General features: G+C 67.4%; 16 protein-coding genes and 1 tRNA gene. 9 read left to right on the top strand and 8 right to left on the bottom strand.

Features of this window, described 5'->3' with window-relative positions; genetic code table 11:
- Window positions 1–85: 85 nt before the first annotated feature.
- The 3 genes from DESTE_RS16160 to DESTE_RS16170 form a co-directional block, all read right to left on the bottom strand.
- Entirely contained in the window at window positions 86–604 is a 519-nt protein-coding gene (locus DESTE_RS16160) for a carboxymuconolactone decarboxylase family protein (protein ID WP_035068863.1), read from the bottom strand.
- Window positions 605–719: 115 nt separating this feature from the next.
- Window positions 720–1,337: a TetR/AcrR family transcriptional regulator gene (locus tag DESTE_RS16165; protein WP_035068866.1), complete on the bottom strand. Its 618-nt coding sequence runs from the start codon at window positions 1,335–1,337 to the stop codon at window positions 720–722.
- A gap of 129 nt (window positions 1,338–1,466) precedes the next feature.
- Entirely contained in the window at window positions 1,467–2,726 is a 1,260-nt protein-coding gene (locus DESTE_RS16170; protein WP_051384518.1) for a M24 family metallopeptidase, read from the bottom strand.
- Between the two features lie 441 nt (window positions 2,727–3,167).
- Here DESTE_RS16170 and DESTE_RS16175 point away from each other — a divergent pair, with 441 nt between their 5' ends.
- The 3 genes from DESTE_RS16175 (at window position 3,168) to DESTE_RS16185 (ending at window position 5,240) form a co-directional block, all read left to right on the top strand.
- Window positions 3,168–3,590 carry a CoA-binding protein gene (locus DESTE_RS16175; RefSeq protein WP_035068869.1) on the top strand — a complete coding sequence of 141 codons (423 nt, stop codon included), beginning with the start codon at window positions 3,168–3,170 and terminating at the stop codon, window positions 3,588–3,590.
- 134 nt (window positions 3,591–3,724) lie between these two features.
- Entirely contained in the window at window positions 3,725–4,177 is a 453-nt protein-coding gene (locus DESTE_RS16180) for a YkgJ family cysteine cluster protein (protein ID WP_198015396.1), read from the top strand.
- 103 nt (window positions 4,178–4,280) lie between these two features.
- Complete coding sequence (locus DESTE_RS16185; protein ID WP_035068871.1) at window positions 4,281–5,240, top strand: J domain-containing protein; 960 nt, start codon at window positions 4,281–4,283, stop codon at window positions 5,238–5,240.
- A 109-nt stretch (window positions 5,241–5,349) separates the two neighbouring features.
- Here DESTE_RS16185 and DESTE_RS16190 read toward each other — a convergent pair whose 3' ends face one another.
- Complete coding sequence (locus DESTE_RS16190; RefSeq protein WP_035068874.1) at window positions 5,350–6,321, bottom strand: DMT family transporter; 972 nt, start codon at window positions 6,319–6,321, stop codon at window positions 5,350–5,352.
- Between the two features lie 343 nt (window positions 6,322–6,664).
- On the opposite strand from DESTE_RS16190, the gene DESTE_RS16195 reads away from it, so the two are divergent.
- Entirely contained in the window at window positions 6,665–7,894 is a 1,230-nt protein-coding gene (locus DESTE_RS16195; RefSeq protein WP_245590881.1) for a hypothetical protein, read from the top strand.
- Between the two features lie 102 nt (window positions 7,895–7,996).
- On the opposite strand, the gene DESTE_RS16200 is transcribed toward DESTE_RS16195, so the two are convergent.
- Entirely contained in the window at window positions 7,997–8,446 is a 450-nt protein-coding gene (locus DESTE_RS16200; RefSeq protein ID WP_035068879.1) for a metal-dependent hydrolase, read from the bottom strand.
- 383 nt (window positions 8,447–8,829) lie between these two features.
- On the opposite strand from DESTE_RS16200, the gene DESTE_RS16205 reads away from it, so the two are divergent.
- The gene (locus DESTE_RS16205; RefSeq protein ID WP_051384519.1) at window positions 8,830–9,495 is read left to right on the top strand and encodes a bifunctional adenosylcobinamide kinase/adenosylcobinamide-phosphate guanylyltransferase; all 666 of its coding nucleotides are present in this window, start codon (window positions 8,830–8,832) and stop codon (window positions 9,493–9,495) included.
- A gap of 33 nt (window positions 9,496–9,528) precedes the next feature.
- Here the strand turns inward: DESTE_RS16205 and DESTE_RS18135 are convergent, their stop codons facing one another.
- On the bottom strand, window positions 9,529–9,690 hold the full coding sequence (locus DESTE_RS18135; protein ID WP_156925398.1) for a hypothetical protein: 162 nt from the start codon (window positions 9,688–9,690) through the stop codon (window positions 9,529–9,531).
- A gap of 184 nt (window positions 9,691–9,874) precedes the next feature.
- Between DESTE_RS18135 and DESTE_RS16210 the strand changes: the two genes are divergently transcribed.
- Window positions 9,875–10,600: a hypothetical protein gene (locus DESTE_RS16210; RefSeq protein WP_051384520.1), complete on the top strand. Its 726-nt coding sequence runs from the start codon at window positions 9,875–9,877 to the stop codon at window positions 10,598–10,600.
- Between the two features lie 162 nt (window positions 10,601–10,762).
- On the opposite strand, the gene DESTE_RS16215 is transcribed toward DESTE_RS16210, so the two are convergent.
- Window positions 10,763–10,849 (bottom strand) — tRNA-Leu (locus tag DESTE_RS16215).
- A gap of 184 nt (window positions 10,850–11,033) precedes the next feature.
- Window positions 11,034–11,654 carry a hypothetical protein gene (locus DESTE_RS16220; RefSeq protein ID WP_035068882.1) on the bottom strand — a complete coding sequence of 207 codons (621 nt, stop codon included), beginning with the start codon at window positions 11,652–11,654 and terminating at the stop codon, window positions 11,034–11,036.
- Between the two features lie 398 nt (window positions 11,655–12,052).
- Here DESTE_RS16220 and DESTE_RS16225 point away from each other — a divergent pair, with 398 nt between their 5' ends.
- The 3 genes from DESTE_RS16225 to DESTE_RS16235 all read left to right on the top strand — a co-directional run bounded on the left by DESTE_RS16225 (window position 12,053) and on the right by DESTE_RS16235 (window position 18,131).
- A complete protein-coding gene (locus DESTE_RS16225) occupies window positions 12,053–12,739 on the top strand; it encodes a DUF554 domain-containing protein (protein ID WP_035068884.1) in 687 nt (228 codons plus the stop codon).
- Between the two features lie 396 nt (window positions 12,740–13,135).
- A complete protein-coding gene (gene uvrA, locus DESTE_RS16230; protein ID WP_035068887.1) occupies window positions 13,136–16,501 on the top strand; it encodes an excinuclease ABC subunit UvrA in 3,366 nt (1,121 codons plus the stop codon).
- Between the two features lie 373 nt (window positions 16,502–16,874).
- Entirely contained in the window at window positions 16,875–18,131 is a 1,257-nt protein-coding gene (locus DESTE_RS16235) for an NYN domain-containing protein (protein ID WP_035068889.1), read from the top strand.
- The last annotated feature ends 50 nt before the right edge of the window (window positions 18,132–18,181 follow it).

Raw genomic sequence — 18,181 nt, forward strand, 5'->3', positions numbered from 1 at the left:
GATGCCCCGGACGGCGCTTTTTTGCGCCCCCCGAGAGGTGGGGCGCATGGGTGTTGCGATCGCGCAGGTTATCCTGCCGAGCGGGCTATTCCCGAACGAAGGTGCGGTACATCAGCGACATGCCCAGCATGTTCGAGGCCGCCTGCACGGCGTCAACCACATCCGATTCGCGCCACCCCTGTTCCACCAGCGTCTCGATGTCGGCGCGGGTGACCGTTGTCGGCTCGTTGACAGCCTTGGTCACGAAGGCCAGCAGGGCGCTTTCGGTTTCGTCCAGCGGGGTTTCTGCGGGCTTGCAGGACAGGCTGGCGATGTCGTCCTCGGTCATGCCCTGCATGCGCAGCAGGTCGTGGTTGAACACGGCGCAGGGCGCGTAGGCGAACTTTTCCGAGGCCACGTAGCGGATGGACGCCAGCAGCGGGGGAGAAAGCCGGTCGTGATGGCGGAAATAGCGAATCATGTTGGCCTGGCGTTCCATCAGGCCGGGGCTGACGCTCAGCAGGCGCATGGGCATGGGAATGTCGATCTGCGCGGGAACCAGGGCGTAGGTGTCGGCCACGATGCCTTCGGCCTTGTCACGTTCCACGGTGTTCACCAGATACATGGGAGGCTCCTTTGGTTCGACGTGTTTTGTAGTAGACCGGTCGTCTACATAGATGGCCGGATGTTCCCTTGAAGAAAGGCGGATGCTGCGGCGCGCGTGCGCGAGGCTGGCGCGGCTACACGTCGTGCGGACCAGTTCGGGGGGCGGGTCGGGACGAGTTCAGGATACGGGTAAAGACCATGTGTTCCAGCCGCAGCAGGGGGTGGACGTTCTTCTCAGCCTTCATGCGCAGGATGGCCCCTTCCCAGGCGTCCATGACGAAGGCGGCGGTCTCGTAGGGTTCCAGGCCGGGGGCCAGTTCGCCCCGTGCGGCGGCCTCGTTCAGGATGTCGCCCATGGCCCGCGACAGGCCGTCGAGCACCTCGCGCAGCTTGCCGCACATGGCCGGTGACAGGTCGCACATTTCCTGGGCCAGATTGCCGAAGGGGCAGCCGCGCTCATAGTCCCATTCCTGGTAGCGCTGGCGGGCCAGTTCGAAGAACCTGCGCAGCCGGTCCAGCGGGGGCACGTTCGCATTGCGCAGCACCTGGGCAAGGGCCGGGGTGCGCACTTCGCGGTAATGGTCGATGAGCGCCAGCCCGAACTCTTCCTTGCTGGGGAAGTAGAAATAGAACGAACCCTTGGGCACACCGGCCAGGTCGAGGATTTCCTTGATGCCGGTGTTGTTGAATCCCTTGCGGTGGACCAGTTCGGCCCCGGCGTCCAGGATGGCTCGGCGTGCGTCGCGTTTCATGGGGTCACTAATAGACCAGTCGTCTAGTTGTGGTCAAGGGAAAAAAGAACCCGCCCGTCTGCGTACTGTGCGCAGACGGGCGGGTTGTGTGATTCTGGCGCGTTATGAGTGGAAGTGCGGCAGACGGCGCTACACGCAGACCATGTCGTAGGCGGCGCCGGTCAGGGCGCGACCTCCTTGCGAGGTAACCTCGAAGGTGTTCTCCACCCCCACCATGCCCACTCCGGCAATGCCCATCTTGGGTTCCAGGGCGATGGTCATGCCTTCTTCCAGCGGCTCGTCGAAACGGTGGGCGATGACCGGGTATTCATCGATGGTCAGGCCTATGCCATGGCCCAGAAAGGTGACCTTGTTGGAGCCCAGCCCCATGAACCCTTCGGACAGGCCCGCGCGCTCCACGATTTCCAGCGTGGAACGCCAGATGTCCGAAGGGATTTCGCCGGGGCGCAGCCGTTCCGCCGCTCGGGCCTGCACCTCTATGCACAGGTCGTGGGCGCGGCGCACCGCGTCGGGGATGGATGCGGCGTTGCCCGCCCAGTACAGTTGGGTCTTGTCGGTGTGGTAGCCTTCAAGGCAGAAGCCGATGTCCAGCGCCAGCGGGGTGCCGCGCCGCCAGACCGACCCCGCGTACCCCATGAACGGGATGGCCGGGTGCTCGCCCTTCAGGCCCAGCGGGCCGTTGAAATGGCTGGGGTAGTTGCCGTTGTCCCCGGCGGCTATGTGTCCCAGAAAGCATTCCTCGCCCGGCGCGCCCATGCGCATCAGCCCGCCATGCCCCCGGCTGAAGAAGACCTGCCACGACAGGTGCGAAATCTCGCGTTCGCTCATGCCGGGGCGCAGCAGGCCGGGCAGCACGTCATGCAGGCATTCGTGGTGGCGGGCGCCAGCCAGGCGCAGCTTGACCAGTTCCCATTCGGTCTTGCGGGCGCGGGCACGGGTGAGCACCGTGTCCCCCGGCAGGAAGGAAACCCCGGTCAGGCGCTGTTGCAGCATGGCGGCCAGCGACCACGGCAGGCCGGACATTTCCGCCGCCACCACCGGAGCCAGCGGGCTGCCCGCATTGGCGCACAGGCCGGTCAGGTCGCCGTAGGAACGGAAGGACACGATGTTGGCCAGCGGGCTTTCCAGCCGGGCGCGTTCCTCGCCCTTGCGCACCAGCAGCACCGGTTCGCCGTCGCGGGGCAGCCACAGCACGCCGTTGCCCGCCGTGCCGGTCAGGTAATAGATGGCCACGCGCGAGAAGGCCATCAGCCCGCCCGCGTCGGGGGCCTGCGCTGCAAGGATGTCCAGCGCGCGGGACTGGCGCAGCCGGGCTTCTTCGGCGGGCAGGCGTTCGGCGGCGGTGAACGGGCGGGGAGCAGGGGCGTGTGAAGCGTGGGCGTGGGACATGGTGAGAAAGGCTCCTTTGCGGCTGCGGTTCCGGCGATGGGCACAGGGTAGGCCAAGGCGAAGCCGGGTGCAACAGGACGCAGCCGGGTGCAACAGGACGAAGCAGGGTGCGGCAGGACGCCGTGGAGGGGGGAACGGGGCCGGGCTGGACGCAACCGGGTGGGGCTGGGCTGGGAATACTCCATGATGGCAGGCGTGGCAGGCCGACTGGCGCAGTGCCGGGGGGCGTTACCGGCGGGCGGTTGCGCACCCGGCGCCACGCAAATGCAATGGCCCGGCGCGGCGATTGCGCTTGGCGGCAAGGCCGGGTAGAGAGGATGTTTCCGGATTGTTGCTCGCGGCCGACAACGGCGGCGCGACCGTAAAAGAGGCAAGGGCCGCGCCAGATTACGGGGCGTGCGCCCACGACTTTGTCCGTTCATGCGGTTTCAGGGGTACAGGATGCTGCTCGACGCCACGCTACGCACCATATTGCGCGAATCGCGCACCATTGCCGTCATCGGCGCCAAGGACAAGCCCGGGCAGCCCGTGGACATGGTGGGCCGCTATCTGATCGAGGCCGGATACGACGTGCGCCCGGTGCATCCGGTGCGCCGCACCGTGTGGGGCATGCAGGCCTATCCCACCATCGCCGACGTGCCGGTGGACGTGGACATCGTCAACGTGTTCCGCGCGCCGGAGCATTGTCCGGCCCACGCCGTGGAGGTGCTGGCCCTGCCGCGCCTGCCGCGCCTGTTCTGGATGCAGTCGGGCATCACCAGTCCGGAAGCGGGGCGGATGCTCTTCGAACGCGGCGTGGCCGTGGTGGAGGATCTGTGCCTGATGGTGGAGCATCGCAGGCTGATGGCCGGGGGGCTGTTGTGAGCGGCAACGATCCCACGTTCTCCATGACCACCATGCCCTCCATGACCACCAAATCGGGCGCGCCCTCTGCCTCGGGCCCGTCTTCCACACCTGTCGAGTCTTCCAAGCCATGGGATGACGCCTTCGACTGCCGCATGTGCGGCCAGTGCTGCCAGGGCGAGGGCGGCATCGTGGTCAGCCCCGCCGATCTTTCGCGCATCTGCGCCTTTCTGGGCATGACGCCCGAAGCCTTCGAGGCTACCTACGGCGAACGTCGCAACGGCAAGCTGAAGGTGCGCACCGGGGCGGACGGCAACTGCGTGTTCTTTGCCGCCGGACGCGGTTGCACCGTGCACGAGGGCAAGCCGGACATCTGCCGGGCCTGGCCGTTCTTTCGCGGCAACCTGGTGGATGCGGACAGCCTGGGCATGGCCAAGGAATACTGTCCCGGCATCCGGCCCGACGTGCGCCACGCGGAATTCGCCGCCGCCGGGCGGGCCTATCTGGCCGCGCGGGGACTGCTGGCCTCCGACTGTACGTGCGAGGCCAACGCCCTGGTGCTGGACAGGGACAGGGACAGGAACAGGGGCAAGGCCGACGGCAAGTAGCTGCAAACCGGTCGACCGGTCGCAAGTGGCACGGCGACGGTAAGGTTTTTCGCCCCGACTGCCGAAAGGCTGTGTGCAAGGACCGTGGGGGCCTGGAGGTTGCGTGACGCTGAGGGAATGCTACCGGATACTGCAAGTCGGCAACGGCGCGTCGCTTGACGAGGTCAAGAAGGCGTACCGCAGGCTGGCGTTCGAGCTGCATCCGGACCTGAACCCCGGCAGGCCCGACGCGGCTCGCCGTTTCCAGCGCCTGAACGAGGCGTACGTGCTGCTTTCGCGCACGCTGGACGCCGCCGGGCCGGGCGGCAACGGCAACGGGATGGGCCCGACTGGCGCGGCTGGCGGCGCTGCGGAACGCGAATCCGCCGAGCGGGAGGCCACCCGCGCCTACGAACAGGCCCGGCAACGCTTCGGCGATATGGGGTCTGGCGGGACGGGAGGCGGTAACGGGGCGTCCGCGTCTGGTGCGTCAGCGGGCACTTCCGCTGCGGGGGCTACCTCGGGCACATCTGCTGGCATGTCTGCGGGTACATCTGGAGGACCGGCTGGCGGATCATCCGCAACACGCGGCGCAAGCGGGGCCGATCGCGCACGCCGCAAGGCCGAGGCCACCTATCAGGGCCGACAGGACGAGGTGTTGCAGGACATCCTGCGCGATCCGTTCGCCCGGCGGGTGTTCGAGGACATCTACAGCCAGATCCGCCGTGACGGCGGCGGGGGGCTGGCAGCGCGCCCGCCCAAGAAGCGCAAGCTCAGCCTGGAATGGGGCGGCAAGGCCCTGACGCTGGACCTTACCCACGGCATCGGCGGGGCGGTGAAGGGCTGGCTGCGCCGCCAGATCGACGACGAGCAGACGGTGCACCTGCCAGCGCTCAGCATCGTGCCGGGGGCGCGGCTGCGTTTGCAGGTAACGCAGGGGCTGTCCGGCGAGGTGCGCACCGTGGAGGTGACCCTGCCTCCGGACTACGTGGTGGGGCGGCCCATCCGGCTCAAGGGGCTGGGCAAGCGCATCGGCCCGTGGCAGGGTGACCTGTATCTGCGCATTCTGGCCAAGACCTTGTAACGGTTCCGTTGCAAGGGAGCGCGTTTGCGGTGCGCGCTTTCAGGGCGGTACGCTCCGGACCGATACGCCCCGAAGCGCACGCACAGGACGGCAGCAGGACGATTCTTGATCATTCCACGGGCATGTGCCCGCGCGCGAGGCCGGTATCTTCACCGGCCTCCTTCATTTCCGGAGCCTCGGCAATACCGGCGGCGCGGGATACGCCCCCGTCGCGGTTGTCACCACCGCGCGCGCCGTCCAGCACCACGCAGAACACCGCCGCGATGACCAGCCCGGCGCCGATCCAGCCCGAGGGCGGGAACAGTTCGTCCCACAGCCAGTAGGCCAGCAGGGCTGCCAGCACCGGCTCGAAGTTGGCCACCACGGCCACGCGGGTGGGGGAAAGGCGGCGCATGCCCTCGCAGTAGGCCATGTACGCGCCGTAGGTGGTCACCAGCCCCATGCCCAGCACCAGCAGCGCCCAGGCCAGCGGCCCCTTGGGTGCGAAGGTGACGAAGGGCAGCAGGGCCAGCGCTCCCACGGGCAGGCAGAACAGGTACAGGGTGACCGGCGAATGGCGGTGCAGGAAATGGCGACTGAACACGTAGTGCAGCGAATAGGTAAAGCCCGCCAGCAGGCCGAAGCCGATGCCCGCTACGCTGGTGCCCCCCTGCAACCCGCCGCCCGACCGGCAGATCAGAAAGGCCCCGACCATGGCCAGCCCAAGGGCCGCCAGCTTGGCGCGGGTCAGCGGTTCGCCGAAGCACAGCCGCGAAAGCAGCGCCACCCACGCCGGGGCGGTGTACAGCAGGATGGAGGCCAGCGCCGCGCCGCCTTCGCGCACGGCCAACTGGTACGAGCCGAAGAACAGCGCCACCCCCACCAGCCCGAAGGCCGCAAAGGTGGCCGCATCGCGCGCCGGGGCGCGCCACAGCCCGTGCCGGACGGCGTGCAGGCCGAAGAACAGCGTTCCGAACGCGGCGCGCCAGAAGGCGATTTCCAGCGGTGTAACCCCTTCGGCAAGGCAGTAGCGGGCCAGCGGGCCGATAAGCGCCCACAACCCGGCGGCAAGCAGCACGAAGCCGTATCCGGCCAGCGGCATGGCATCCTCCCGTTGTTGTCGTACCGGTGTTGTGAACGATGGCGGGGGGGATGGCAAGCGGCGATGGCCGTGTGTCGACGAAACGCGCGGACGGTCACGGAACCGCGCGCAGTGTCGCGTAATGTTTCCGTAACCACGGGGCGGCTTCACAGGGGGGCTTCGGGATGGTACACAAGGCGGAGACATGCCCGACGGAAACGGATCGGGCATGCCGTGCCGGACGCGCTCACCCGATTTTGTCCGGCCACTCCGGCCACGCCCGACCACCCCGAATCATGCAGACCAATGGGACCCGCGCCGCAAGGCCAGCGCCCGCAGGAGGATGCCACGGATGGCCCCCGATATGCCCGATCAGACTCCCGAACAGACCCCCCGCCGCGACACCTCCGGGCCTGACCGCCCTGATCGCCCTGACCGCCCCATTCGGCAGGACGGCAGCCTGCTCGACATGCCCCGCCCCCCCAGGCGCAACCGCAGCAAGCTGGTATGGGTGTTCGTGCTGGCCCTGCTGGTGGCGGGGGGGGCCCTGTGGCAACTGCGCGACCTGGTCCTGAGCGATGCCGTGCCCGACCGGCAGGCCAACATGACCGGCACCGAGGCGGCCATCCTTGGCCCCAACGCCACCAACGGCACGCTGCCCTCCATGGTGCCCATGGACGGCGACGCCGCAGCCGATGCCGCCGGGCAGGCCAACGCCACCGCCGCCGCACCGGGCGTCAATGCCACCAGCCCGGACGGGGCCTTTGCCCAGGACGACGCTGTGGTCCGCTTCGCCTTTGCGGAGGACATGGCCAACTGGCTGGTGGAAAACTATTACCCCAAAGGCACCCACATGGAGGCGCGCACCTCCGGCTGGGTCGCACCCAGCCTGAAGTCGACCAACATGCGCTACGGCGTGAACATGACCGGGCTGTCCTGGTCCGGCGACGACATTTCCGCCGGGCGCGCCAGCGTGCTGGACTATGCCTTCACCCCGGCCATGCTCGAAGCCCTGCAACGCCTGTACGCCGACCGGTTCATGGAGGCCATGGCCGCGGCAGCCGCCAACGCCAAGGTCACGGACAAGGGCAGGGAACGGTCCCTGACCCCCGCCGAGGTGGCGGAAATGTACAGCCTGTATGCCACGCGGCTGCGCGGCCTGTCCGGCGCCCTGCGCGAGATTGCGGGCATGTCCGACGCGGTGGTGCGGGTCAACGCATGGCTTACCGCGCAGCAGACCGCGCTGGAAGCCAACGCCAAGTATCAGGACGCCGTGTTCGGCTATGACACCGCGCGCGAGGGCAATTCCGCGCATCTGGCCGAGCAGGCCCGGCGGATCATGGAGCTTTCCGGCAAGGCGTACCAGCAGGCCATCATGGCCCGCGAACGCGCCCGTGAAACCCTGGCCGAGGCTGTACGCCGCAACCCCGACGCCCGCAGGCTGGACGATGACACTCTGGTCTACACGGCCGGGTGGGTATACCGCCGGGCCAATGGCAAGCCGGAAAAGATGGACGCCGTGCGCATGGCCGCAACCGTGTTGTCGGACACAGCGGCACGGTTCGACAAGGCCGCGCAGGCGGCGCGCCAGTAGGCTCGGAAAGACAATCATGCAATGACGACGCCGCGAGGGGGCAACCCTTCGCGGCGTTCTTGCGTGGGAATATGTGGTGGAAGAAGGACTGGGGGAGGGGCGTCAGAACTGACGGTCCAGCAAGAGGTGCGAGAAATATCCCAGCACGGCAGCCGCATACCATGGCGCCGTCGCCTGCCACGCCCAGCCGTACAGCAGCACCGGGGCCAGCAAAAGGGGCAGGGGCACCAGCAACATGGCCCACCAGGTGTGCGTCCACCCCCGGTGCCCGTCGATGGCGGGCAGCATGGCCAGCAGCCCCAGCAGGGCGGCCCACTGGTAGCGCCGGGTGGCGATGAGCGCCACGTCGGCCACCACCAGCAGCCCGTAGAACCAGGTGCGCCCGCGCGAGTGGGTGTCCACGTCCGGGGCCAGGGCAAAGGCGGTGGACACGGCCAGCAGGGCCGCCTGGGTTGGCAGGCCGGGGGAATACACGCGCAGGGTCTGCGCGGCGAGCAGGGCTCCGGCGGCCAGCAGGGTGCCGCCGATGATGTGGGTGCGGTATCCGGGCATTGGTGGTGAGCGTTGAGGTGCGGGTTGGTGTGGGGCGCGCGGATGAAAACGTGCGTACTGGCGCTGGGTGCGGGGCAGGGGCTTGGGACCACTCCGCGCGCCGCGCAGACCATATGTCAGCCCCGGCCCGGCGGGCAAGCGGGGCGCGCTGGATAGGCAGGGCCGTAGCGTGCTACAGCAAGGCCGGGCGGCAGATGCCTGTCAGGACGGCAGACGCGGTCTGGCGAGGATGCAGCCGGGCTGCCCGCGTGTCCGAGCCGGTTTCCGGGTCCGGTTTCTGGGTTCGACTTTCGTATCGTGTCCGGCCACCCGACGCGTTGTCGGTGTGGAGCGCAGCCTGCTCCTGTTCCCGTCACTTTCGTCACCCCAACCGTGGACCCGTTATGCCCGAACCGTTGTCCGAAGCCCATATCCCCGGCACCGTCCCCGCCCGCACCATCCTGTTCACCGGCGGATGCCGTAGCGGCAAGAGCGGCCTTGCCCAGCGCTGGGTGGAAGCGCTGGGACCGGAGCGGGTGTACATCGCCACCGGGGCCGCCCGCGATGCGGAAATGGCCGAGCGGGTGCGCCGCCATCAGGCCGCGCGAGGCGCGGGCTGGCGCACGGTGGAGGAGCCACTGGACGTCTGTGCGGCCCTGCGCGAGTGCACGGGGCAGGGGCAGAGCCTGTCCGCCCCGCAATTCGCCCAACAATCCGGCCAACAATCCGGCCCGCAGTCCGCCCTGCCGTCCCGCCCGCAAGGTATCCTGCTGGACTGCATCACCCTGTGGCTGACCAACCGCATGCTGGCCGACCATGACGATGCGGCCATCCTGCGGGGGGTGGAAGATTTGGCGGCGCTGCTGCGCACGGCACCCGTACCCGTGGCCGTGGTGACCAACGAGGTGGGCTGGGGCGTGGTGCCGGAAAGCTCGCTGGGCCGCCGCTTCCGCGATCTGTCCGGCGAGGCCAACCAGCTTTTGGCAACGGTGTGTACCGGCGTGATCCTTGCCGTCAGCGGTTTGCCGCTGGCCGTGAAGGGAAAGGTGCCTGCCGCCTGTGCGGGGTAGGGGGAGCGGCCTGCGAATGGCCGGTTTGTATTGTTACTTCTTGCAGTTATTCGCGTTTTGTTTGCCGCGACACTCGTTGCAGAATTCCCCGGTAGTGGGCTTTGATTGCTGCTCCACATAGTCGGTGGTGGGCCAGTTGGAACAGTTGGAACAGTAGTGCCAGGTGTCCGAGTTCTTTTTTCTTCTGTACGCCATAGGGGTATCTCTCCTTGGGCCATTCGCAGGTGGGTATTTGCTATTAGCTTATTTTATACTTGTAAACCTATGTAGAGGTTTAATGCCGCACGTTCAAAACACGAACACTGGACCACAACCCGCCGCTGGAGTAGAAGCCGCATGTGCCGCCTGTGCGGCCCCAACCCCAGAACAGGAAGCCCACATGTCCGGATATTTTCGCCGTTTCGTTTCGCCCCGCCTGATTTCCCACGGCTCGATTTTGCCTGGCCTGCTGCTGGCAGCCGCCTTGCTGGCCGCTGCCGTCTCCGTTCCCGCCCCCTGCCTGGCCGCCGCCGAGGAAACCCCGGAAGCCGCCCTGCGCCAGGTGCAGACCGCCATCGACACCAACGACGCCGCGCTGCTGGAAAGGTACATGGACGTGGGCCGCATTGCCCTGCGCGGGGTGGACGCCTTCATGTCCGACCTGGTGGCCCGCCCGCCCAAGGCCGTTTCCGGCGGCGGCGAAACGCTGCCTCTGCTGGCCATGCTGTCCAGCGCGGTGCAGTCGGGCGCGCAGTCGCAGACCGCCCAGACCGTGAAGATGCTGGTGGCCGAGGAAACCCGCAAGTTCGTGGTGTGGGGCGTGTCGTCCGGCAACTTCTCCGGCAAGCCGGTCAAGAAGGAACGCAAGGCCACCGACGGCGGTCTGTTCTCGCCCCTGTTTTCCGATGCCTCGGTGGGCCGCAAGGAACTGCGCAGCGTGAAGTCCGTGACCCGTGACGGCGACAAGGCCACCGCATCCGTCACCCTGTTCGACCACGGCAGCGACCGCTCCTACCCCGTGGACCTGGCCCTGACCCGGCGGCAGGAGGGCTATTGGCAGGTCACCGACGTGACCAATGCCGCCGCGCTTATTTCCGCCATCCGCAAGGAAGCGGAGAACCGGTAGGTCGGGCTGCGGATCGGTGCGCTTCCAGCGCTGCCGGTGCTGGATGATCAGGCCCCGTTTTTCTTGAAAAGTGGGGCAGGAGCGGGGCAGCAGGGATGCCAAAAACGTACAGCGGCCCGCGCACGCATCCCAAGATGCAGGCGCAAGCCGCTGTTTTCATTCTGGTACCGGGAGCGAGACTCGAACTCGCAAGGTGTTGCCACCGGCGGATTTTGAGTCCGCTGCGTCTACCAATTCCACCATCCCGGCAGGTGTAGGGAAAGGGCTATGGCACAGCGGACGTGGTCCGGTCAAGGGCAGAGTTGTGCCATGGGCCGGAAGATGGCTGCGGGCGGTGGTTCGCGCGGGTCGATTCTCTGTCGCACGCGGTGGCAGGCTCAATCTCTCAGGCCCCCTGCGCAACCCCGCAAATTTCTCGTCCCGCGCCGCTTCCCTACTGTCCGCCAGCGGGCAGGATCACCTTGGAAAAGGTGCTGCCGTTCCAGCGGTACAGCACCTTGTGGTCGAACGTCACCTGCGCAAGGCCGGTGGATGTCCACAGCAGGGCGCGGGCTTCCAGGCCGTCCTCGCCAAGGCAGAGCATGACGGACGGGCTTGTGCCCGGGGGCAGCCTGTAGCCGGGGGCAAAGAAGTCGACGATGTCGGGGTCTTCTGGCGTGGCGGCGGGGGCCAGCCTGCCGTCGGGCTTGCGGCGCCACAGTTCCAGCGCGCAGGCCTCGCCGTTCTTCACGCCCATGGCGGCCAGGGTGTCGCCGTTATCGGCGCGGAATACCCGCACCGAAACGCGCGTGTCCAGCGCGGGCAGGGCACCCACCTCGAAATGTTCCGGGGTGTTTTCGATGACCGCCCAGAAATCGGTTTCGCCTTCGTCGGCAAGCTGCTGCTTTTCTTCTTCGTTCAGCCCTTCGGCGGTATTCTCGAAGATGGTGGCGGGCAGCATCCGGAACATGTCCAGCGCGGTGACCTGTCCCCCGGCGGCATGGGCCGTTGCTGCGGCCATTGCCGTCACCGTCAGTGCCGCCAGAAGGGCGGTAACGCGCAGAATGCGATGCATGGTGAACTCCTTCCTTCTTTCGATGCCGCCGCCAGCCTGCGACGGCGCAGCCATGATACGCGGGCCACGGGGCCGTGTCCATTTGCAGGGTGCCAGAACCGTGGGAAATTTCCGTGAGCGGGGTCACGCCTTGGGCGGCGGCATGTCGGCTCTGCGTGGGCAATTGCCATGCGCCGCCGAGCGGGTGACATGCGGCCGCACGGCGTCTGCCCGGATGCCGTCCGACAAGATGCCGTCTGGCTGATGGAGAAGGGCGGCATGCGCAGAATCCGGGCCTGCACCTCTACTGCGGCATGCACCTGCACGCGGTAAGGCGTCTGCTGCAAAATGGCAGGTAAAGCTGCTTCCAAGTCCCTGTCGTTTCCGGTATCACGGTGCTCCAACAAACGGAGCATATCGTGACTCTTCCCGTCGGTTCACTCATCAACATGGCCGCCGTTGTCGGCGGCGGCGCGCTGGGCATGCTGCTGGGGGCGCGCCTGCCCGACCGCGTGCGGGCCATCGTGTTTCAGGGGCTGGGGCTGTGCACCATGGTCATCGGCATGCAGATGGCCTTCAAGACGGCCAACCCGCTGATCATGATCTTCAGCATTCTCAGCGGGGCCATCATCGGCGAACTGCTGCGGCTTGAAGACGCCTTTGCCCGCGCGGGCGAGGCGCTGAAGGCAAAGCTGCGTTCCGGCAACCCGCGCTTTACCGACGGCTTCGTCACCGCCACGCTGCTGTTCTGCATCGGGTCCATGGCCATTCTGGGGCCGTTCGACGAGGGCCTGCGCGGCGACCGCACCATCGTGCTCACCAAGTCCATCCTCGACTGTTTTGCGGCCATCGCCCTGGCTTCTGCCTACGGGGTGGGCGTGCTGTTTTCCGCGCTGCCGCTGTTCATCTATCAGGGCGGGCTGACGGTGTTTGCCGGGGTGCTCCAGCCGCTGCTGGGTCCGGCAGTGATGAACGAACTGACCGCCACGGGCGGGCTGATGGTCATCGGCATCGGCATCAACCTGCTGGAACTGAAGCGCATTCCGCTGGCAAACATGCTGCCCGCGCTGCTTACGGCGGTGCTGCTGGCCTCCATTTTCATGTAGCGTGGCGGCGGAATGGGGCGGACGTCCGGCGTGTCGGGCGTGTCGGGCGTGTCGGGCGCGGCCAATCCGCATCGGCACACCTCGCATCCACGTTCCGCGCGGCATGGTTTTTTCCGGCGCGTTCGCGTACCCGACAACACCGGGTGCACGGCGCGCCGGACGCCGTTTGGCGCGGGCGCCTGATGGCATCGGGCGGGTATCAGCGGGCAGCGAGCAGACATCCGGCTGGCCTCGGCCACGCGATGGTAACCGGACCATCTTGCGCCGGGTACTTGCCCCGTGCGTCGGATGTCGTATCTTACCCCCTGTTGCAATAAACACCCCCCTCACACCAACCCGCGCGTCCCGCACGACGCCTTGGCGGTTCTGCCGCCCGCCCCACACGAGACCCACCGCATGAGCAAGCCCTGCATCCATATCGAGGGAGCGCGCCAGCACAACCTCAAGAACGTCACCCTCGACATCCCCCGCGACGAACTGGTGGTGGTCTGCGGCCCCTCCGGTTCGGGCAAGTCCACCCTGGCCTTCGACATCGTCTACGCAGAGGGCCAGCGCCGCTACGTGGAATCGCTGTCGGCCTACGCACGCCAGTTCCTGCCCCAGATGGACAAGCCGGAGGTGGAAAAGATCGAGGGGCTTTCCCCGGCCATTTCCTTGGAACAGCAGACGGCCACGCGCAACCCGCGTTCCACCGTGGGCACCGTGACCGAGGTGTACGACTTTCTGCGCGTGTTCTGGGCGCGGCTGGGGCGCATGTACTGCCCGCAGTGCGGACTGCCCATCGAGGCGCGCGCGGCGGACGAGATCATCGCCGACATCCTGGCCCTGGGCGAAGGCACCCGGTGCATCGTGCTGGCCCCGCTGGTGGAACACCAGAAGGGCACCCACCTCGACCGGTTCAAGAAGCTGAAGGCCGAAGGCTTCGTGCGCGTGCGGGTGAACGGGACAATCATGGGCATCGACGAGGTGCCCGCGCTGGACAAGAACCGCAAGCACACCATCGACCTTGTGGTGGACCGGCTGGTGATCAAGGACGGCATCCGGGGGCGGTTGGCCGATTCGGTGGAACTGGCCCTGCGCTACGGCGACGGTCGGCTGGTGGTGCATCTGCCAGCCGGGGGTGATGGCAAGGATGGCGGCGCAGGAAAGGCCAGCGCCAATGCCGGGCGCGACATCGTGCATTCCACGGAATCGGTGTGCCCGGCCTGCCGCATCAGCCTGCCCGCGCCCAGCCCGCAGCTTTTTTCGTTCAACAGTCCGCAGGGGGCCTGCCCGCGTTGTCTGGGCCTTGGCAGCGTCGAATATTTCGAGCCCGCGCTGGTGGCGCCCAACCGGGGCCTGTCGCTGAACACCGGCGCGCTGCTGCCGTGGAAGAACACCAAGCTGTTCGAACGCCACAAGGACGCCCTGACGGCCCTTGGCAAGCGCTGGGGCTTCACCCTGTCCACGCCGCTGGCCGCCTATTCGGCGGATGCGCTGGACGCGCTGTTCCATGGCGAAACCGAGGATGGCCGCCCGGCAGGGCGCGGCGCGGGCAGCAACCTGCGCCGCAACTGGCTGGGCGGGTCCGTGGTGGTGGGCGGCAACGGCCAGAATGGGGACGGAGGCAACGGCGAGAATGGGCATGTGGGGCACGACCACGGCCCGGCGCTGTCCGTGGCTCCGGCCACCGTCAACGGCGGCACCGTCACGGCGGACCGCTGGCCCGGCGTGGTGTCCATTCTCGAACAGGGCATGCAGTACGGCGATGCCTGGCGCGAACTGCTGTCGCGCTATCGCCAGAGCATGGCCTGCCCGGTGTGCTCCGGCGCGCGCCTGCGTCCGGAATCGCTGTCCGTGCGGGTGGACAGCCTGAACATCCACGAATTCTGTTCCATGTCCGTGGCCCGCGCGCTGGACTGGCTGCGCGAACGCCGCTTCGAGGGGCGTCACGCGCTGGTAGCCGAGCCGCTGATGAAGGAACTGCACCACCGGCTGGAATTCATGGTCAACGTGGGGCTGGACTACATCGCCCTTGGCCGCAACATGGCCACCCTGTCCGGCGGCGAGGCGCAGCGCATCCGTCTGGCCTCGCAACTGGGGTCGGGGCTGGTGGGGGTCACCTACGTGCTGGACGAACCCTCCATCGGCCTGCACCCGCGCGACAATGAGCGGCTCATCAAGACCCTGCGCAGCCTGCAACGGCGCGGCAACACCGTGCTGGTGGTGGAGCACGACGAGGCCACCATCCGCGAGGCGGACACCGTCATCGAGCTTGGCCCCGGTTCCGGCGCGCTGGGCGGCGAGGTGGTGTTCAACGGCCCGGTGGATACGCTGCTGTCCTCGTCGCAAAGCCTTACCGCGCAATACCTGCGGGGCGACATGGCCATTGCCCGGCCCCGGGCGCGCCGCGCCCCGCGCGGCTGGATGACCCTGCACGGCGTGACCACCAACAACCTGCAGGGCATCGACTGCCGGGTGCCGCTGGGCGTGCTGACCTGCGTGACCGGGGTTTCCGGTTCGGGCAAGAGCTCGCTGGTCATGGATACCCTGTACAAGCACCTGGCGCTGGCGCAGGGTATCCGGGTGGACCAGCCGGGCAGCATCGAGGGCATCGAGGGCGCGGAGACCATCGAGCGCATCGTGTCCATCGACCAGACGCCCATCGGGCGCACCCCGCGCTCCAACCCGGCCACCTACACCAAGATATTCGACGAGATACGCGGTATCTTCGCCATGACGCCGGATGCCCGCAAGCGCGGCTACAAGCCGGGGCGGTTCAGCTTCAACGTGCGCGGGGGCCGCTGCGAGGCCTGCGGCGGCGACGGGCAGATCCGCGTGGAAATGCACTTTCTGCCCGACGTCTACGTGACCTGCGACGTGTGCAAGGGCCGCCGTTACAACCACGAGACGCTGGAAGTGCGCTACAAGGGGCTGAACATCGCGGAAGTGCTGGACCTTACCGTGCGTCAGGCGCGCCAGTTCTTCGAGAACTACCCGGTGCTGGAACGCCGCCTTGGCGTGCTGGAGGACGTGGGGCTGGAATACCTGCGCCTTGGCCAGCCCGCCACCACGCTGTCCGGCGGCGAGGCCCAGCGCATCAAGATATCGCGCGAACTGGGCAAGCGCAGCCTGCCCGGCACCATGTACATCCTCGACGAACCCACCACCGGCCTGCACATGCACGAGGTGGGCAAGCTGATCACCGTGCTGAACCAACTGGTGGACCGGGGCGCCACGGTGACGGTGATCGAGCACAACACCGACGTCATCCTGGCCTCGGACCACGTGGTGGACCTTGGCCCCGGCGGCGGCGAGAACGGCGGGCGCATCGTGTCGGCGGGCACCCCGGAAGAGATCATGGACGACCCCCACTCGGTGACCGGCACCTTTCTGGTGCAGGAACACGCCACCCGCCACCCCGGCGTGCCCATGCCGCGCGTGCCCGTGGCCGACGCGCCCGCGCCCGTCCAGATTCCCGGTATTGATATGAAGGATGCTGGGGAGATGGAGGACGTGGACGGTGACAGCACCGGCCCAGACGATACGGACGACACGGGCGACACGGATGGCGCGAACGGCACGGGGGCCACGGCGACCTCTGCCAAGCCGGGGCGCAAGCCCGGGGCAGGCGCGATGGAGAAGGGCGGCAAGTCCGGCAAATCCGGCAAGTCTGGCAAGACTGGCAAGGCTGGCAAGCCAGTTGGCGTTGCCTCGGACTCCAGTTCCCCCACCACAGCGGACGCCCCGCGCAAGCGCGGCAGGCCCCGAAAGAACCCGTAGGCCTGGCGGGCTGCGTACCGTCAGGACCGTGCCGAATCGATGGGGCTGGTCTGGCAGGGGTGGTCCGCAACGCCGGTTTGGCAGCACCCGCCTTCTGGCCAATGCCATTGCCCTCGTGCGCACCCGCACGGGGGCGTTGCGTGTCCGCGTTGCGGCATGATTTGGTCATGACTGGAAAAGGCGGGGCACTCCCCGGTGTGTTTCGTGCGGCGCCGGTCAGGCGCGTGTGAAGAAATGTCAGGCTGTGCACTTTTCCCTGTCCGCCATGGTAAGCGCCTACTCCGCGCCTGCCATGTTTCCGTTGCCGCATCCCGCGCATGGGTGTAAGATGCCCAACGAATTGACCGTACGTTTTCCCCCACAGGAGATGCACATGGGCCGATTTACCGGCTTCGATGAAGTATATGCCGCGCTGTATGTGGATTTCGACAACATCTATTCGCGCCTGCGTGAACAGGACGAAGACATCGCCCGCGCCTTTGCCACCAACCCCCAGCGCTGGGTGAAGTGGATAGAAGGGCATGCCCTGCGCATGTTGTACGGCGACGGGGTGCGCCGTCGCATCCTGAAGCGCATCTGTTACATGAACCCGCAGTGCTTCCACGAGTTCCGTCCGTTCTTCATCCGCGCCGCCTTCCAGGTGGTGGACTGCCCGCCGCTGACCAACCAGGGCAAGACCAGCGCCGACATCCATCTGGTCATGGACTGCATGGACGCGCTGAACCATTCCACCCGCTTCGACGAATTCATCATCCTTTCCGGCGACGCGGACTTCACGCCGTTGCTCATCCGCTTGCAGGAGCATGCCCGCCGCCCGCTGGTGCTTTCCGTGGGCTACACCTCGCCCGCGTACACCGCCGCCGCTTCGTGGCGCATCCGCGAAGACTGGTTCGTGCAGCAGGCCCTTGAAGACGAGCGCCCGGTGGAGCCCGCCCCCGCGCCCCCCCCGTATGCCCCGCGCGGTAACGGCGAACGGCTGGCCCGCGTGGCCGAGGTGGTGCGCCGCACCGTGGCCGATTCCCCCGCCCCGGTGGGCGTCGCCTCGCTGGCGCAGACCCTGCAACGCGAGGTGGACCCCGGCGCGGACTGGTTCGGCTATGGCCGCCTGCGCGACCTGCTGGACGTGCTGGACCTGAAGGGGCTGGAATTTTCGGCGGTGCCGCCCGGCTACCTGTACGACCCGGAACGCCATGAGCAGCCCGAGGAACGCGACGCCCACGACGACTTCCGTTCGCGCTACCCCGACCTGTACGATTTTGCCCTGAAGGTGCACCGCCTGACCGACATGCCCCTGCTGCGGCCCGACCACTTCCGGCAACTGCTGGGCATCATAGTGGAAGAGGTCAATGCCAACGGGTTCTTCATGACCACCACCTCGCGCAACGTGCGCGACCGGTGCGTGGAGGCGGGCCTGCCCATCGCGCGGGGCCACGTGAACTTCGTGCTGGTGGGCATAGCGCGCGGGGGCTACCCCCTCAACGAGCAGGACGGCGTGAACCTGCGCGAGGTGGGCAAGGCCTTTCTGCGCAACGCCTACGACCTGTGCCGCATGTCGCAGATCGACCTGACCAAGGCGGAACAGCAGATGTTGATGGTGTGGATACTGCCCAAGGAGTCCATGGGCGATTAGGGGGGTGGCATTGCCACTGCGTTCTTTTTGCCCTCTGGCGTCGTCAGAAC

It is taken from the genome of Nitratidesulfovibrio termitidis HI1, from assembly GCF_000504305.1.
Taxonomy (GTDB): Bacteria; Desulfobacterota; Desulfovibrionia; order Desulfovibrionales; family Desulfovibrionaceae; genus Cupidesulfovibrio; species Cupidesulfovibrio termitidis.

Coding starts and splice junctions, on each gene's coding strand:
- DESTE_RS16205 (WP_051384519.1), top strand. CDS start 8,830: ATGCCCGAACCGTTGTCCGAAGCCCATATCCCCGGCACCGTCCCCGCC.
- DESTE_RS16170 (WP_051384518.1), bottom strand. CDS start 2,726: ATGTCCCACGCCCACGCTTCACACGCCCCTGCTCCCCGCCCGTTCACC.
- DESTE_RS18135 (WP_156925398.1), bottom strand. CDS start 9,690: ATGGCGTACAGAAGAAAAAAGAACTCGGACACCTGGCACTACTGTTCC.
- DESTE_RS16190 (WP_035068874.1), bottom strand. CDS start 6,321: ATGCCGCTGGCCGGATACGGCTTCGTGCTGCTTGCCGCCGGGTTGTGG.
- DESTE_RS16200 (WP_035068879.1), bottom strand. CDS start 8,446: ATGCCCGGATACCGCACCCACATCATCGGCGGCACCCTGCTGGCCGCC.
- uvrA (WP_035068887.1), top strand. CDS start 13,136: ATGAGCAAGCCCTGCATCCATATCGAGGGAGCGCGCCAGCACAACCTC.
- DESTE_RS16235 (WP_035068889.1), top strand. CDS start 16,875: ATGGGCCGATTTACCGGCTTCGATGAAGTATATGCCGCGCTGTATGTG.
- DESTE_RS16165 (WP_035068866.1), bottom strand. CDS start 1,337: ATGAAACGCGACGCACGCCGAGCCATCCTGGACGCCGGGGCCGAACTG.
- DESTE_RS16180 (WP_198015396.1), top strand. CDS start 3,725: ATGTGCGGCCAGTGCTGCCAGGGCGAGGGCGGCATCGTGGTCAGCCCC.
- DESTE_RS16210 (WP_051384520.1), top strand. CDS start 9,875: ATGTCCGGATATTTTCGCCGTTTCGTTTCGCCCCGCCTGATTTCCCAC.
- DESTE_RS16160 (WP_035068863.1), bottom strand. CDS start 604: ATGTATCTGGTGAACACCGTGGAACGTGACAAGGCCGAAGGCATCGTG.
- DESTE_RS16195 (WP_245590881.1), top strand. CDS start 6,665: ATGCCCGATCAGACTCCCGAACAGACCCCCCGCCGCGACACCTCCGGG.
- DESTE_RS16175 (WP_035068869.1), top strand. CDS start 3,168: ATGCTGCTCGACGCCACGCTACGCACCATATTGCGCGAATCGCGCACC.
- DESTE_RS16220 (WP_035068882.1), bottom strand. CDS start 11,654: ATGCATCGCATTCTGCGCGTTACCGCCCTTCTGGCGGCACTGACGGTG.